The sequence below is a fragment of the Deinococcus arboris genome, assembly GCF_009755355.1.
Taxonomy (GTDB): Bacteria; Deinococcota; Deinococci; order Deinococcales; family Deinococcaceae; genus Deinococcus; species Deinococcus betulae.
This window is the reverse complement of sequence record NZ_WQLB01000014.1, coordinates 44,095-59,795: the sequence shown is the minus strand read 5'-3', so window position 1 is coordinate 59,795 and position 15,701 is coordinate 44,095. Positions and strand designations below refer to the sequence as shown.

Genomic DNA, 15,701 nt, shown 5'->3' with positions numbered 1-15,701 from the left:
AGCAGGCTTCCCTAAATCGCTGTCAGTAGTCACAAGACGCGCCCCGCTCAGACGAATTTCGTCTCCGGCGCTCCTACACCAGCACAGCACCGGTTGGCCCACGTACAGCCAGAACCTCTCATCCTGTTCGCTTTCCTCTGAACCGTCATCCCACGGCGCTTTGATGCACATGGTGAGGTCAGTGTGCCTCTCACGTCATATCGAGAGGAACGCCTTGTTCCGCACGGTCCTCCAGGCAAAGCTTCAGGTCTTTCGGAGGAATTACGTCAGCAAGGAGGCGCGCACGTTTCTTTTTTTTGCCTGTTTGTGGTGATACATCCGCTGGTCGGCCTCGTCAAAGGTGCTGACTTTTGGCGCGGCGCTGGTGTGCGCCACCCCGAAGCTGACCCCCGACGACGGGTGGTTGGTCTGCATGGCACGCTCGATGTCCTGCAGGCGCCCAGTCAATTCGGCCTCGGTTTCCAGGGGGGCCAGGAGGGCAAATTCATCGCCGCCCAGGCGGTAGGCGGTCACCCCCTCACGCTCCAGGTCCCGGAGGTGCTTCGAGAAGGTGCGCAGCAGTTCGTCGCCACTGGTGTGCCCCTGCTGGTCGTTGACGCCTTTCAGGCCGTCCAGGTCCATCACGATCAGCAGGCGCGCGCTGTCTTCGGCATTAAAGACCTGCTCGAAGGCGTAGCGGTTGTGCAGGCCTGTCAGGTTGTCGGTGCGGGCCAGGTGCAGGGCGCGCTGCAACTGAACAATGGACGCCTGATTCTGACGGCTGAGCAGCCGGATCATGTCGGCCAGAGCAAAGGCCAGCAGCAGGCCGTCCAGCGTGCCGCCCAGCAGCGTGAACAGTTCCGAGTTAAACGGCACGTCGGGGGACAGGCCCACGTTGCCCGGCAGGATCACGGCCGCCGGGATCAGCAGGGCCAGCAGGCCCAGCACGAAAAATCGGGCGGGGGCAAAGCCCTGGCGCCAGCTGACCACCCCTGACACCAGCGCCAGCACCAGCCACAAAGAGATCACGGCGGTGGCCAGCACATGTGCGTAGGCCAACAGGAAAAACGAGGTGGGCAGCAGCGCCAGCGCCAGCCAGACCACCCACCGGCTCAGGCGGGCCAGCAGCGGCACCCGGCTCTCCAGCTGCAAAAAGTGCAGGTAAAACAGCGTGTTCAGGACTGGCAGCAGGAAAAACCACAGGTAATGCAGCCGCAGGTTGCGCAGCCCAAACACGTCGGCCGGCAGGTGAAAGGTAAAGGCCCAGCCGGCGCAGTACGTCAGCATGTAGGCCGCGTAGAACAGAAACGAGCGGTTGTGCGTGCCCGCGTAGATAAACAGGTTGTAAAACGACAGCGTGACCAGCGCGCCCAGCGCCATCAGAATCAGGAAGTTTTCAAACGACACCGTGCGGCGGTAGTCGGCCCGGCTGGGCACCGAGAACTCGGGCTGCGAGGCATAGAAAGGGCTGCTGAGCCGCGCCACCAGCCACGCGCGCTCGCCGGGCGGCACTGTAATGTCCACGCCGTAATGCAGCATATAGGCGTGGTCGGCCTGATAGCCGGTCTGAAAGGGTTGTGGAGGCTGGCCCTCGCGGTACAGCCGGGCGTCCACCCGCTCGATCAGGCTGCCGTGGGGACTAAACACCCAGTCGGCGTTGGCGCTGCGGTTGGTCAGCTCCATGACCAGCCACGACTCGTCGCCAGTGAACCTGACGCGCGGGGTGGCCGTCAGGGTGGCGGCCCAGCCGGAGACCTCGGGGCCGGAAGCCGGAAAGGCCTGGTCAGCTGCGTGGTAAAGCCCAGAGCGCACCGTCAGGCCGGTCTCCGTCAAGCCAGTCTCGGGGGTCTGCGCGTGAACGCCTGCCCCGGTCAGCAGGCCCCACAGGGCCAGCAGCAGAGCGGCCAGCGGCCAGACCAGACGGTTCAGGGTAGGGTGGTTCATCGCGCACTCCCTTGTTCAAGAATAAACACAGTATAAAGAGAACTGCCTCTCAGGTCACATTGAGGACAGTCTGACGGACAGGCTGCCCTGCTTGCTGCCGGGGCGCTGTGCCGGTGGTCTGCCGCCCGCTGTGTGTCGCTCGTCTGCGTCCTGCCGCGTGGCCCAGCCGCCGGGCAGGGGGCCAATTTCCTGGACAGGCCGCCAAGACCCACCCGCTGGGGGCCCCGGAGGCCTCCTTCACTTTTCCGCCTCTTCGACTCAAGGTGAACGATGTCCAGACCCGAATACATTTACCTGCCTGGTTCCGTCAATATGCACGCGCCGCTGGCCCTCAAACAGGCCGACATGCGCGGCTTTTTTGTCAAGGGCGACCTGACGCGGCTTCAGGCCACCGTGGACGCGGGCCTGAACCGCGCTGCACAGGGCTGCGCCACCTTCCGGGTGCTGTCGCCCTACGTCATGCTGACCTTTACGCGGGTGGGCCACGCCAATTCCACGTACCCCAGCGACGAGGCCAAGGGCTGGATTACCGAGACCGACATCATCACCTGGATTCCGGTGGGGCAACTGGACGCGCGAGGCCGCTTGCAACACCTGTACTTCTATCCGGCGCACATCTGGGTGGACGACACGATGGCCCTGATTAACGGCCGCGAGTTGTACGGCTACCCCAAATACGACTGCCAATACGAGATGCCCGCTGCCGGTCAGGCCGGCGACTTTCATCTGAGCGTCAAGGGCTTCGAGCCATTTGCCCCGGACACGCAGATTGCTTGGCACCCGCTGCTGGACGTGACCTCAGATTCAGGGCTGCTCCACGGGCGCGGGCATCCGGTTGAGTCGTTGGCCGAACTGGTCACGGGCGCCTACGCCGAACTGCGTCATCTGCCCGACTTTCTGGTGCCGGACCTGGCCGGCTGGGAAGACCTGCTCTCGCTGCTGACCAACCCCCGCACCGACCAGCTGTTTCTCAAGCAGTTTCCAGATGGCGCCGGCGACAGGGCTGTGTATCAGGCCGTGGTGGCGGCGCCCGCCGTGGTGGAGAAGGTGCATGGGGGGCGCCTGGTGGGGGGCCGCGCCACCTGCACGCTGCACGAGGTCGCCAGTTTTCCGCTGGCGCAGACGCTGGGCTGGGCGCCCGGCGCGCAGGACGCCCACCTGCCCTTCGAGCTGCAATTTGACTTCACGGTGACAGAGGCGCAGGAGGTGACTCCGCCGGCCCGCACGCCCCCAGAAAAGATCGTGATTCTGGGCGGCGGCGTGGGCGCCATCAGCGCGGCGTACCACCTGACCCAGGAGCCCGACTGGCAGGAGAAATACGACATCACCCTGTACCAGATGGGCTGGCGGCTGGGGGGCAAGGGGGCCAGCGGACGCAATGCCGCCGCTGGGCAGCGCATAGAGGAACACGGCCTGCACCTCTGGTTTGGTTTCTACGAGAACGCCTTTCGCATGATTCAGGGGGTCTACGGCGAGCTGAACCGGCCTGCCGCCGCGCCGCTGGCGACCTGGCAGGACGCCTTCAAGCCTCATGACTACATCGTCCTGAGCGAACATATCGGAGACACCTGGCGCCCCTGGCCGCTGATGTTCCCGCACAAGGCCAGCACGCCCGGCGACGGGGATGCCCACCCGACCCTGTGGGAAGCCGCCGAGACCCTGCTGGGCCACGTCAAGGGCTGGCTGGCTGAGGTCTGCCACACCCACCTGCCTGCCCCGGTGCCGGTGCCCAAAACCGAGACCGGCGAGCATCCGGGCTGGCTGCGCCACCTGGCGAGCACCATCTGCGCGGACGTGGACTATCTGGCGACCAGCGCCCTGCACACGCTGGAAGGGGCCTGTCAGTGGCTCGCGGCCCTGCCCGCACACCTGCGCGAGGATGAGAACGGCGGCGGGCTGCTGGCCCGCACCCTGGAAGGCCTGCGTGAGTGGCTGAACCACATGCTCTGCGACCTGCTGGACCGCGACGACAAGCTGCGGCGCCTGTATATCTGCCTGGACCTGGGCGTGACCACCCTGCTGGGCCTGCTGCGCGATGGGGTGCTGACGCGCGGCTTTGACGTGATCAACGACATTGACCTGCGCGACTGGCTGCTCAAGCACGGGGCCAACGAGCGCTACAGCGTGAACAGCGCGGTCATTCGTGGCTTTTACGACCTCATCTTTGCCTACGACGGCGGCGACTACGACCGCCCCAACGCCGAAGCCGGCACGCTGCTGCGCGCCATGATGAAAATCGGGCTGGCCTACAAGGGCAGCATCATGTACAAGATGCAGGCCGGGATGGGCGACACCATCTTCTCGCCGGCCTATCAGGTCCTGAAAGCCCGTGGGGTGAAGTTCCGGTTCTTCCATAAGGTTGAAGAACTGACGCCCGACGGGGGCGAGGTGGGCACCATCCGCCTGACCCAGCAGGCCACGCCGACCAGCGGGGCCGACCACTACGACCCCTTTGTGTACGTCAAGGGGCTGGCCTGCTGGCCCAGCACGCCGAACCTTGACCAGCTGCTGCCTGAGGAAGCCGAGCTGCTGCGCCAGAGCGGCGCGAACCTGGAAAGCCACTGGAGCGACTGGCCGCAGGTCTACGCCCAGGCGACGGGCCAGCCGCTGCCCGAGCTGACCCTAAGGCGTGGCGTGGACTTTGACCGGGTCATTCTGGGCCTGTCGGTGGCCTCGGTGCCGCTGGTGGCGCCTGACCTGGTGGCGGGCAGCGAGGCGCTCAGGAACACGACCACCTTTGTCAAAAGCATTCCGACCCAGGCCTATCAGCTGTGGTTCAGGGACGACCTGGCAGAGCTAGGCTGGACCGCGCAGCCTGATGGGCAGGAGCCGGTGCTCAGCGGCTTTACCGAGCCGTACGACACCTGGGCACCGATGGACCAACTGCTGCGGCGTGAAGACTGGCCAGACACCCCAGGCGCGCCGCGCAACGTGTCGTATTTCTGCTCGGTCTTTCCCGATGAGGGTCTGCCGCCCAGCAGCGAGACCGCTTTCCCAGGCCGCTGCGCGGACCAGGCCAAAGCCGGGGCGCTGCATCAGGTGACCCAGCAGCTGACGGCCCTGCTCCCCGCAGTTGGCCCGGCAGGCGAGTTCAACTGGGCCCTCCTGAGTGCCCCCGACGCGGCGCAGGGCGAGGCGCGATTTGACGCCCAGTACTGGCGTGCGAACGTAGATCCCTCTGAGCGCTATGTCATGAGCGTGGTGGGCAGCACGAGGCACCGCCTCAGGGCCGATGAATCGGGCTACCGCAACCTCATCCTGACGGGCGACTGGCTGAAAACAGGGCTGAACGCGGGCTGTGTGGAGGCGGCGGTGATGGCCGGGATGCAGGCCGCCCAGGCCGTTACGGGCGTGAAGGCGCCTATTCCGGGCGAGCGCGACGAATAGGGCAGAGGGAGGCCGCTGGGCAGGGGGCTCCTCCCTGCTCAGCTTTTTTGTTCGTCGTGAACAGGGAAGAACAGGTCGCGGAGGTACGGCTGGGCTATGGGCAAGGTGGTCAGGACGGCCTCCACCTCGGTCTGTTGCGCCGCCGTTAGGCTCGGCGTGCGGGCGTACACATCCAGCCCGGCTGGCGTGAAGGGGGTGCGCGCAAACACGGTAATGGCCCAGCTATCCGCCGCGTGGGCCACCTGCCACCGGCTAGGCGTGAACCGGGTGAGCAGACTGATCCCGCGCCATTCCCAGCCGCCCCCCGGCAGCGGCCGGTCCAGGCCGACAATCAGGCCCGGCCGCCCGCGCTGCGTAAAGCGCACCGTGTCCACCACGCGCCCGTCTGGCAGCGGCGCGTAAGTCACGCTGGGGTTTTGCCGCGTGCGCCACAGCGGCAGGCTGGTCTGCACGACAAACCAGGTGCCGCTCAGGACAGCAGGATTGCCGGGCGTCACTGCGGCCACTCCAGGGTCAGCAGGGCGTCCACGGTGTCGTCCAGCGTCAGGTGGCTGCTGTCCACCACGGCCCAGCCTGCTTCGGCATACAGTTCGGGCGGCATTTGCGGGTACAGGCCATCAATGAGAGGCGCGAGGCGGGCAGTGTCGTAGGTTTTGTTCGTGCGCGTTCGGTTGCGGTGGTGGGCGACCTCTAAGGTGGTCAGCAGCCGCACCGGGTGCACATCCAGCCCGGCCCAGTGGGCGCTCATGGGGGCCAGGTCGGCGGGCCACAGCACGTCGTCGACCGCCACCGTGAACCCGGCCTCGGCGTAGAGGCGGGCGTGGTGGGCGGCGGCCGTGCGGGCCAGGGCAAACTGCCGTACCGCCTCGGGGGGGTGGTCCAGGCTGGGGTGGGCCAGTCCTGAGACCACCAGTTCGCGCAGGTCGTCAATGGGCAGGTGCAGGCCCAGCGCAGAGCGGGCTAGCAGCGCCTGCGACACGCTGGTCTTGCCCGCACCAGGGCTGCCGCTGAGCACCCAGATGGGGCCAGGAGAAGGGGTCATGTCAGGAATGCTAGCGGGCAGAGGCCAGGCCATGCGCTGCTTGCGTGCCATCGCTCTCTTGAGGCTGGCCGTACAGCTGGGTTGGGGACGGCACAGGCCACATGATCAGTACAGTCTGGAGACTGGTGAAAACGGCCAGCACCTGCCCGTCGGGTTGCCGGAATCCTGGCGCGCTGGTCATCAGCCCCACGCGCAGGACACACAGCGTCAGTGAGATGAGCGGCCTCAGGGTCATGGCACTGGCGTGCCGGCCAGCCTGCTCGGCCCAGCCACAACCTCAGACGGCGAAGATCGACCCTCCGTCGCCCAGCTCTGAAATCCAGCAGCAGGCGGCTCTGTTCCAGTTCAGCTGGACCTGCGCATGATTTAGTACCAGTAGCACCAGCGTGTGCAGCAGGGTGGTGGCAGTGCTCACCAGGAGGCACCACAGCGTTACCGGCTCAAACTGAAGAGCGTCAACGCCTTCACGGGAAGCGCCCAGCTCGCCTGCTGTTGCTCTACAAGGACTCCAGAGTGGTGGAATGAAGGGCCACCTCAACCGCTCTGGGGCGAACGATGTGAATGAACAACAGAGGCTGCCGCTGTCAGATCAAAAACTGTCCATTCTCCTGCACGACCTCGCCGTCCAGGCTCAGGCGCCCGCCTGTGCGGAGGTCGGTAATCAGGTCCCAGTGAACGGCGCTGGCGTTGACGCCGCCGGTTTCGGGGTAGCTCTTGCCAATGGCCAGGTGAACGGTGCCGCCAATCTTCTCGTCAAACAGGATGTTGCCGGTGGGCACCTGAATACCGCTGTTGGTGCCAACTCCCAGCTCGCCCAGGCGGCGGGCGCCGGGGTCGGTGTCGAGCGCGGCGTGCAATACGGCCTCGCCTTCCTCGGCGCTGGCGTCCACGACCAGCCCACCTCTGAACTCCAGCCGCGCCCCGCGCACCACCTGGCCCTGGTACTCGGCGGCCACCGTGAACGTCACCACGCCCTCGGCGCTGTCCTCAAGCGGACCGGTAAAGACCTCGCCGCTGGGCATATTGCGCCGCCCATCGCTGTTGGCCCAGGTCCGGCCGCCCACGCGCAGGGTCAGGTCGGTGCCGGGGGCTTCAAGCCTCACCACGTCGGCGCGGCTCAGGCGCTCAATGATCCGGGCCTGCATGGCGCGCACCTCGCCCCAGGCGGCCACCGGGTCGGGCCGGTCCAGAAACATGGCGCGCATGACGAAATCACCAAACCCTTCGGGCGTCATGCCGGCCTGCGCGGCGGCGTGGGCGGTGGGGTAGAGGGTGAGGCTCCACTTCTTGCGGGCGCGGGCCGCGGCCACGGGCGCGCGGGCGGCCATCAGGCGGGCGCGTCGGGCCGCATCAACGGCGTGGCCCGGCATAGGAGTCAGCACGCGCAGGCTGCCGTCCAGGGCGTCCACGTCTGCCAGGTCTGCGGCGTGGGCGGCGTCCAGTACGGCGTCCGACGCCAGCTCGGCAAAATCTTCGTCCTGGCCAGGGTAATCCACACGGGGCACCGGGCGCGCGCCGCGCGTCAGCAAGGCGCGGGTGACGGCGCGCAGCAGCGGCGTGGCCTCCTGGCCGCCGGCCACCAGGAGCCGCTCGCCTTCCCCGGCCATCAGGCAGTAGTCCGCCAGCAGCGCCGCGTGAAGGTCCGGGTCATACGCCAGAAGGGAGGGTGTCTGCACGCCTGCGAGGCTATCACTGGGCTGAGGCAGGGCAGGGTGTGACGGCAGGCAGCAGGGGAGCAAACACGCCAGTTCCATTGCGGGGTGTGGAAGTGCCCGGCACAGTGTCCGTCTGATAATGATTCCGTCTGTTCCGTTTTCAAATCGGGAGAGAACCGATTGGCCAACTCCACGCCCGGAACCCGCTTTGCTCCTTCCTCCCTCCAGTCGGATGTCATCGTTTTTGTAAGCGATTCAATCGGAGTCGGTGTGAGACGGATTCCACCTGTTCCGTTTTCAAATTGGGCAGGCGCCGATTTGAAAACACCACGCCCGTCAACCCACTTTTCCTCTTTCTCGCACGGCTTGAATCAGCCCGTTTGCGCAAACGAGTTGCCGGAAACTACAGAGGGCTGGGCCCTTCCATCTGGGCAGGGCGAGTCAGTCTGACCCAGGCGCAGGGTATCCTCGCCGGATGACGGCTCCCGCTTCCGCCCTTTCCGCGCCCACCTCACTGGACCCCCAGAACACGGCTGTCCTGACCATCTCCTGCCCAGATCGGGGCGGCATTGTGGCGGCGGTGTCGCAGTTTCTGCACAACCACGGCGCCAATATCATCCACAGCGATCAGCACAGCACCGACCCCCAGGGCGGCATCTTCTTTATGCGGATGGAGTTTCACCTCTCGGGCCTGGACCTGGCGCGTGAACCGTTCGAGCGGGCCTTTGCCAGTGTGGTGGCCGCGCCGTTTGGCATGACCTGGCGCGTCAATTACACGTCGCAGCCTAAGCGGATGGCCGTGTTGGTCAGCCGGTACGATCACTGCTTTCTGGACCTGCTGTGGCGCAAACGCCGAGGCGAACTGCACGTCGAGATTCCGCTGATTATCAGCAACCATGAGGACCTGCGCCGCGACGCTGACATGTTTGGCATTCCCTTTCATGTCGTGCCCGTGACCAAGGAGAATAAGGCTGAAGCCGAGGCCGAGCAGGTGCGTCTGATGCACGAGGCCGGGGCTGATTTCGCTGTGCTGGCGCGCTACATGCAGATTCTCTCGGGCGATTTCCTGGGCCACTTTGGCCGGCCCGTCATCAACATTCACCACTCATTTTTGCCGGCCTTCGTGGGGGCCAACCCCTACCGCGCGGCCTTTAACCGGGGCGTCAAGCTAATTGGCGCCACCAGCCACTACGTCACCGAGGAACTGGACGCCGGCCCCATCATTGCCCAGGACGTGATTCCCGTAACCCACCGCGAAACGCCCGATACCCTGATGCGGCTGGGCCGCGATGTGGAGCGGCAGGTGCTGGCCCGCGCGGTCAAGGCGCATGTTGATGACCGCGTGCTGGTGTACGGCAACAAGACGGTGGTGTTCTGACAGCTTGATTTAGAAGAACGGAGGGGCGCCCTCTGAAAGCGGGCGAACTGGTTAGGCGACGACGCAGAGCAAGTCACCACTACAGCCAGCAGCTAACGTGAGATTGAGGGGACTCTCTTGAGCTGACCGCTCGGTCAAATTAGGCTAAGGGCCATGGCCTTTCTTTACGCTGCGCTGCTGACCATTCATAACCTCAACCGCTGGGTCGTTCTCCTGACCGGCGTGTGGGCGCTGGTGGCCAGCCTGCGCGGGCGCTCGGCGGGGCGGCCCTTTGGCCCGGCGGCCCGTCGGACCGTCGTGGCCTTTATGGGCAGCCTGCACCTTCAGGTCGTGCTGGGGCTGATGCTGTTCGCCTTTCTGGGCATGCAGAATGTGCCTGTCTTTGCCGGGGCGCCGCGCGCCAGCTTTCAGTGGGAGCACCTGGGGCTGGGCTTGCTGGCAGCCGTCTTCGCTACCCTGGCGAGTAGCCAGTCCCGCAAGGCCACCACGGACACGGCCCGTTTTCAGGCAGCGGCCCTCTGGAGCGGCCTGGCGCTGCTGACGGTGCTGCTGGCTATTCCCTGGTGGCGCCCCCTGCTGCGGTTCTTTGGGGTGTAAAGACAGCGGCTGTCGGTTGAGCCCATACGGCAGAGCGGGGTATCACCTCCAAGACCGGAACCGGCACAGCTCACCAATCCGATTGGCTTGAACCGTTGACGCAACCGCAGGGGGGGGCCAGCTCCGTCTCAGGCCTAGCCTTTTTTCGCCTGCGTCACAATCTCGGGCAGGTGTTCGGGCAAGCGCCGCATGGGCAGGTCAAACACGGTGCGGGCCGGCTCGTTGGGCGCCGTATTGCCTTCTTTCAGCATGGCGTACTGGTCGCGGGTGATGGGCGGGTGGGGCAGCAGACCCATCAGGGGCACCGCCAGATTCATCAGGGGCAGGGGCACAGGCACAATCGGCTTGCGCTTGCCCAGCGCCCCCAGTTCCAGTTCCAGCAGTTGCCGGAAGGTGTATTCGTCGGGGCCTGTCAGGCGAAAGGTTTCGCCCACCCCTGTCTCCGACCCGGCGGCGGTGGCGAAGGCGCGCGCCACGTCCTGCACACTGACGGGCCGAAATGGAAATGAGCCGTCGCCAATCTGCGGCACGATGGGGGCCGTGCTGACCAGTTCGCGCAGCACCCGGCCAAAAAAGTCGTCGCCGACCCCAAAAATCAGGCTGGGCTGAAAGATCGTCCAGCGCAGGCCGCTGGCCCGCACCAGGCCCTCCGCGCGGGCTTTAGAGCTGGAATACCCGCTGCCGCTGTCCCCGCGCGCGCCCAGGGCGCTCATGTGAACGTAACGGGCGTGCCGGGGCGTGGCGGCCAGCACATGCCGGGTGCCGCCGACATGCACCCCCTCAAAGGTCTGGTCTTTAGTCTCGGCAATGATGCCCACCAGATGCACCACGGCCTCGGGGTCGGCCTGGCCCACGGCGCGCTGCACGCTGCCGGGGTCCGTCACGTCCAGCTTCAGGCCGTGGGCGCCGGCCACCGCTTCGCCCCTGCGGCTGCCGGCCCAGACGGTATGCCCGCGCGCGCGTAACTCGGCCACGACGGCCCGCCCCACAAAGCCGCTGGCCCCGGTCACCAGAATGTTCATGCTTCGCATTGTGCGGGCGCAGGCCCCCGGCAGAACGTAGCCGCGCGCCCAGGTCGGGGCATCTGCCGGGTGGGGGCGGCGCGTACACTGCGGGCCGTGAGCCGCCTGCCCGCCCGCGCCTGGCCTGCCTACCTGCCCCTACGGCGGGTGCTGGTGGTGTCGCGCCCGGCCCTGTGGGTCAATACCGTGGGCACCCTGGTGACGGGCGTATGGCTCAGCGGGGAGCTGTATACCCTGCACCCCGGCGTGCTGGCTCTGCTGGTCTACCTGACCCTGCCGTTTAACCTGCTGATTTACGGCCTGAACGATCTCTTTGACCGCGAAGAAGACGCCCGCAGCAGCCGCAAAGGAGGCTGGCAGGGCGCGCGCCTGGCCAGCTATGAGGCCGCGCCCCTGCTGCGCGCCACCGCATGGCTGAATGTGCCCGCCCTATTGCTCCTGACCCTGGCCCTCCCCCCAGCCGCTACGGCTGTGCTGGCCGTGTCGGCGGCGCTGTTTGTGGCCTACAGCCTGCCGCCCCTGCGCCTCAAGGCCCGGCCCTTTCTGGACGGCCTGAGTAACGTGGCCTACGCGCTGCCCCTGGCGCTGCCCGCGCTGGTGCTGGGCAAGGGCATGCCCTGGGCGCCGCTGCTGGCCCTGATGGCGTATTCGGTGGGCAAACACGCCTTTGACGCCGCGCAGGACATTCCCGCCGACCGCCTGGCCGGCACGCGCACGGTGGCGACCACGCTGGGCGCCGGGGGCACCGCCCTGTATGCCCTGGCCTGGTTCTGTCTGGCGGCGGCGCTGCTGTGGCCGGTGTCGCGCTTGACCGCGCTCGCCCTGCTACTGACCTGCGGCGGCATGAGCTTGGCCCTGCGCCGCCGCCCCACCCCCGAGCAGGCTGCGCGGCTGTATCCCCTCAGCATCGTCACGCCCTGGATCGTGGGCGCGGTGGCCGGGGTGCAGCTGGTCTACCTGCTGGCGCGCGGCTTGTGGCCATAGGCCGCTCGGTTGGGATTCTGGGCGGCGGCCTGGCGGGGCTGGCGCTCTCGGCGCTGCTGGCGGCGCGGGGCCACCACGTCACCGTGTATGAGCGCGATCAGCTGGGCGGCAAACTGCGGCGCCTGGAGGTGGGCGGCCTGACCTTCGACACTGGCCCCAGTCTCTTCACTGTTCCTCAGGTCTGGCGCGCGTACCTGGACCGGCTGGGCGAGCCTGACCCCCTGAACCTTCAGCCGCTGCCGGGTGGACTGGGGCAGTACCACACGCCGCACGGCCCGGTGCCGCTGCCGGTGCCGCCGGGGCACGCCCTGTTTGCCGACTGGCAGCGCTACGTGCGGATGGCCGCGCCGCTGGCGCCGCACCTGCTGACCCTGCTGACCACCCCGCCGCGCCTCACCGACCCGGCTTTCCTGCGGGCCAGCGCGGCCCTGTTCCGGGTGACCGGGCCTCACCTGACGGCGGCGGCCTGGCTGCGCGCCCGGCACTTTCCGCCTGCCCTGAGCCACGCCCTCGCCACGCAGGCCTTGAATGCAGGCCTGGCCCCGCAGGACGCCCCGGCCCTGTACGCCCTGCTGCCGGCCCTGGTGGGCGCCGAGGTGATGCGGCCAGCGCGGGGGATGGGCGCGCTGCTGGAGGCCCTGAAAGACAGTGCGGCCGCGCGGGGTGTGGTGCTGCGCGAGGGTGAAGCGGTGACGCGAATCAGCGGCACCGCGCTGATGTTGAACGGGACAGAGGCTGTTCGTCATGACCTCCTCGTCAGCGCCCTGGACCCGGTGCGTCTGGCGGCCTTGCGGGGCCAGCGGGCGCCCTCGCCCCTGGCCAGGCGGACGGTCAGTGGCGTGGCGCTCTATGCCGCGCTGCCTGAGCCGACCTCTCTACCAGCCACGAGCGTCCTTCCGCCTGACGATTTCCGGGCGTTCCGAGCCGCAGTGCGGGCCGGTGAATGGCCTTCTTCCACCCTGGCCCTGGTCCATGCCGAGGGCCGGCGCCTGAGCGTGCTTCTGGCGGCGCCGGCCACGGGCGCCGCCGTGACGCCAGAGCATCCCTGGGTGCAGGCGCAGTTGAGGCGGATAGAGGAGACGCTGGGGGTGCCGGGCCTGCTGGCCTCTGCTCAGGCGGTCACGGCGCTGCCGCCTGCCCATTACGCCGCTGGGGGCCATCCGGGCGGCGCGCTGTATGGGGCCGCGGTGCCGCCCTGGCGCGGAGGCCCGCTGCATCCTCAGCCCTACCGCGTGGCGCCGGGGCTGTGGCAGGTGGGCGCGGGCGTGCATCCGGGCGGCGGCCTGCCAGCCATTCTGGGCGGCGCGCTGCTGGTGGACACGCTGCTGGCCGGGACGAACGGGCGGTAAAACGTTCTCATGATTCCGATTGAACCGAGCAGAATGCCGGGTGGAATCCAAGCGGACCTGGGAAGCGGCGCCGCAGACTTGACAAGCTCCGCAAGAGAGTAAGAAGGAAAAGGTACGGATTTTGCGCTCTGCAGGCGCAGACGGTGCCTTCTCAGCTGTGCTGTCATGAAGTGGTGAAGTGGAATCTGTGGAGAGCAGGTCTTGGGTGAGCCACCCAACCTGCTGGTCAGGCCTTGAGGCAGCGTCAGCTCTCCTGGCCTACTCTCGGGCTATGCGTGCTTTCCTCCTTGCGGCTCTGCTGGCGTCAGTGGCTTCGGCCGCCTCTAGTCCCCACACCATCACGCTGCCTGGGCACGGCGCCGGGTCATTCGGTTCGCCCAACGACCCTATCGGCGCCCTAGCGGGGGGCGTGGCCTGGCGCAGTGACCAGGAGGTCTATACCCTGGACACCACCCGCGTCCTGAAGCGCTGGAGCGTGGCCAGCGGCGCCCTGCTGGCCACGCAAACCCTCTCACCGCTGGCGGCAGTGCTCGGCGGCACCCTGACGCTGGAAGACCGCGCGCCGGACGGGGGTCTGCTGCTGCAAGGGCAGGGGTACAGGGGGGCCAAACCCGTGGGGCTGCGCGCTCGCCTGAACCTTCAGACCGGCAAGGCCCAGCCCGAGGCCGCCTGCACCGCCAGTGCCGTGACCCTGAACCGCTGCACGCCCGACGGGCAGACCCGCGCCTGGGTGCAGGGCGGGGCGCTGCGGGTCCAGGGGCGGGGGACGGGCCGGACCTGGACGCTGCCAAAGGGACTGAAGCCCGCCGTGCTGGGCCTTAGTCCTGATGGGCGGCGCGCGGCCCTGCTGGTCCTGACCCCAGTGGCCGACTGGGGGGACCACGGGCGCGGCACCCTGTACATCTGGAACGACCTGAGCCGCTCTGCCGCGCCCCAGCGGCTGGACCTGAAGGCACCTCTTCTGTTGCCGGGCGGCACCCTGCGTCCAGCCGGCCAGGGTTGGCTACTGGCAGCCACGGTGTACAACACAGGCGACCGCACCAGTGGGGGCGGGGCGCGGGAAGGGCAGTGGCTGGCCCTCTTTGACCTGGCGGGGCGGGTGGCCTGGCAAGTGCCAGCCACGGTGGGATTACGGGGGGCGTGGCCCTCACCCGATGGCCGCCGCTTCGTGACCCTGCGCGGGGGCAGCGTGCCCGAAGTGCGCCGCACCGCCGACGGCACGCTGCTGCGTGGTCTGGGCGAGGCCGTGCAGGCGGCCGTGCCTCTAGCCCGCGGGCACGCCCTGGTCGCCCTGCACGGGGGAGGCGGCGCAGGGCGGCTGGCGCTGGTGGACCGCTCAGGGGTCCGGACGCTGGCGCCTGTCCGGGCCGCCGTGCTGGCCGCCACGCCAACTGGCACCCTCTTTGCCTCGGCACAGGGGCGGCTGGTGCGGTTGCACGGGGCGCGCGGCGAGGTGAAAGGGAGTTGGAACGCAGCGGGCGAGGTTGCCGCGCTGGCCTTTTCCCCAGACAGTCAGGTGCTGAGCGCGTGGGTTTCGACAAGAACCGGAACGCTGGTTCAGGCCTGGACCCTGGCAGGCAAACCTCTGAATCTGCCGGCCGGGGCCACCTTCCCGGTGCAATCGGTGGTGTTCACCACGGCAGATGACAAGAATGGCCCAGAGCAGGGCTACCGCGAGCGCCTGAGTGTCCTGACCCTGAGCGGCAAAGTTCTGTGGCAGACGCCGTGGACGCGCGGCGGCCTCTCGGTGCAGCCGTCGGCGGATGGCCGGGCCGCCGTGCTGTCAGGCCTGGACCCACAGGCCACCGGAGACCCCGTGGCCCGGCGGTTCTGGCGGGTCAATACCCAGACGGGCCGCCCTGGTCCGGTGCTGGTCATGAAACCCACCACCCAGGACCCCAACTCGGGCTGGCAGCTCCGGGCGCTCAACGGCACCGGGCGCCTGGCCCTGCTGGGCGAGGGCAGCGGCGACGGCTGCGGTTGGGGCCTGCTGGGCTACCGGTTGGCCGACGTGCAGACAGGGCGCCTGCTGCCCACACCGGCCCGTCTGGCCCAGGGCTATAACCGTACGGGTGGCTGCGGGTTCAACGTCCCCTTTCTGCGGGCCGCCTTTGCCCCAGATGGCCACCTGCTCATTCAGGACGGCAACCGCCTGGACTGGTGGAGTATTCCGGGTTTCAGCCTTCAGGCGGTGCCAACTGGTCAGGACGTGCGCTGACACGGGCCTCCTTTGAGTCCAAAACATTGTTCCATTGGTGGAGTACCGTCTTTTTTCATGTTCGCTCTGCGAGGCCGCTCACCTCACCTGAGTTCCGTGGAGCAGAAGTGCCTTCCCTTGGGCCCAGACCGCAAAACCCCCGGCAT

12 protein-coding genes are annotated in these 15,701 nt (G+C 67.6%); 6 read left to right on the top strand and 6 right to left on the bottom strand.

All coding sequences use genetic code 11. The features are described from left to right. Positions 1-261 precede the first annotated feature (261 nt). Positions 262-1,923 carry a GGDEF domain-containing protein gene (locus tag GO986_RS11720; RefSeq protein ID WP_157459484.1) on the bottom strand — a complete coding sequence of 554 codons (1,662 nt, stop codon included), beginning with the start codon at positions 1,921-1,923 and terminating at the stop codon, positions 262-264. Positions 1,924-2,193: 270 nt separating this feature from the next. Here GO986_RS11720 and GO986_RS11715 point away from each other — a divergent pair, with 270 nt between their 5' ends. Beyond that, a complete protein-coding gene (locus GO986_RS11715) occupies positions 2,194-5,310 on the top strand; it encodes an NAD(P)-binding protein (protein ID WP_157459483.1) in 3,117 nt (1,038 codons plus the stop codon). Between the two features lie 38 nt (positions 5,311-5,348). Here GO986_RS11715 and GO986_RS11710 read toward each other — a convergent pair whose 3' ends face one another. The 4 genes from GO986_RS11710 to GO986_RS11695 form a co-directional block, all read right to left on the bottom strand. Next, entirely contained in the window at positions 5,349-5,807 is a 459-nt protein-coding gene (locus tag GO986_RS11710) for a hypothetical protein (RefSeq protein ID WP_157459482.1), read from the bottom strand. Further along, a complete protein-coding gene (locus GO986_RS11705; RefSeq protein WP_198170620.1) occupies positions 5,804-6,352 on the bottom strand; it encodes an AAA family ATPase in 549 nt (182 codons plus the stop codon). Before GO986_RS11705 ends, GO986_RS11710 begins: the two co-directional genes overlap by 4 nt. A gap of 10 nt (positions 6,353-6,362) precedes the next feature. Continuing rightward, positions 6,363-6,587 (bottom strand): hypothetical protein, encoded by a 225-nt coding sequence (locus GO986_RS11700; RefSeq protein WP_157459480.1) that lies wholly within the window; start codon positions 6,585-6,587, stop codon positions 6,363-6,365. Positions 6,588-6,936: 349 nt separating this feature from the next. Continuing rightward, positions 6,937-8,028 carry an aminopeptidase gene (locus tag GO986_RS11695; RefSeq protein WP_369409334.1) on the bottom strand — a complete coding sequence of 364 codons (1,092 nt, stop codon included), beginning with the start codon at positions 8,026-8,028 and terminating at the stop codon, positions 6,937-6,939. 454 nt (positions 8,029-8,482) lie between these two features. Between GO986_RS11695 and purU the strand changes: the two genes are divergently transcribed. After that, positions 8,483-9,385 (top strand): formyltetrahydrofolate deformylase, encoded by a 903-nt coding sequence (gene purU / locus GO986_RS11690; RefSeq protein ID WP_157459478.1) that lies wholly within the window; start codon positions 8,483-8,485, stop codon positions 9,383-9,385. Between the two features lie 153 nt (positions 9,386-9,538). Next, a complete protein-coding gene (locus GO986_RS11685; protein ID WP_157459477.1) occupies positions 9,539-9,982 on the top strand; it encodes a hypothetical protein in 444 nt (147 codons plus the stop codon). A 134-nt stretch (positions 9,983-10,116) separates the two neighbouring features. Here GO986_RS11685 and GO986_RS11680 read toward each other — a convergent pair whose 3' ends face one another. Next, complete coding sequence (locus tag GO986_RS11680) at positions 10,117-11,004, bottom strand: NAD-dependent epimerase/dehydratase family protein (protein ID WP_157459476.1); 888 nt, start codon at positions 11,002-11,004, stop codon at positions 10,117-10,119. A gap of 96 nt (positions 11,005-11,100) precedes the next feature. Here GO986_RS11680 and GO986_RS11675 point away from each other — a divergent pair, with 96 nt between their 5' ends. The 3 genes from GO986_RS11675 (at position 11,101) to GO986_RS11665 (ending at position 15,555) form a co-directional block, all read left to right on the top strand. Next, positions 11,101-11,988, top strand: a complete 888-nt coding sequence (locus GO986_RS11675) for a UbiA family prenyltransferase (protein ID WP_369409333.1) — start codon at positions 11,101-11,103, stop codon at positions 11,986-11,988. After that, entirely contained in the window at positions 11,979-13,337 is a 1,359-nt protein-coding gene (locus GO986_RS11670) for a phytoene desaturase family protein (protein WP_369409332.1), read from the top strand. The genes GO986_RS11675 and GO986_RS11670 overlap by 10 nt, the downstream gene beginning before the upstream one ends. 271 nt (positions 13,338-13,608) lie before the next feature. Continuing rightward, positions 13,609-15,555 (top strand): WD40 repeat domain-containing protein, encoded by a 1,947-nt coding sequence (locus GO986_RS11665; RefSeq protein WP_157459475.1) that lies wholly within the window; start codon positions 13,609-13,611, stop codon positions 15,553-15,555. The last annotated feature ends 146 nt before the right edge of the window (positions 15,556-15,701 follow it).

Excerpts from the sequence above, each read along its gene's own strand:
- GO986_RS11720 (WP_157459484.1), bottom strand. The coding sequence starts at position 1,923 with ATGAACCACCCTACCCTGAACCGTCTGGTCTGGCCGCTGGCCGCTCTG.
- GO986_RS11715 (WP_157459483.1), top strand. The coding sequence starts at position 2,194 with ATGTCCAGACCCGAATACATTTACCTGCCTGGTTCCGTCAATATGCAC.
- GO986_RS11705 (WP_198170620.1), bottom strand. The coding sequence starts at position 6,352 with ATGACCCCTTCTCCTGGCCCCATCTGGGTGCTCAGCGGCAGCCCTGGT.
- GO986_RS11700 (WP_157459480.1), bottom strand. The coding sequence starts at position 6,587 with ATGACCCTGAGGCCGCTCATCTCACTGACGCTGTGTGTCCTGCGCGTG.
- purU (WP_157459478.1), top strand. The coding sequence starts at position 8,483 with ATGACGGCTCCCGCTTCCGCCCTTTCCGCGCCCACCTCACTGGACCCC.
- GO986_RS11685 (WP_157459477.1), top strand. The coding sequence starts at position 9,539 with ATGGCCTTTCTTTACGCTGCGCTGCTGACCATTCATAACCTCAACCGC.
- GO986_RS11680 (WP_157459476.1), bottom strand. The coding sequence starts at position 11,004 with ATGAACATTCTGGTGACCGGGGCCAGCGGCTTTGTGGGGCGGGCCGTC.
- GO986_RS11665 (WP_157459475.1), top strand. The coding sequence starts at position 13,609 with ATGCGTGCTTTCCTCCTTGCGGCTCTGCTGGCGTCAGTGGCTTCGGCC.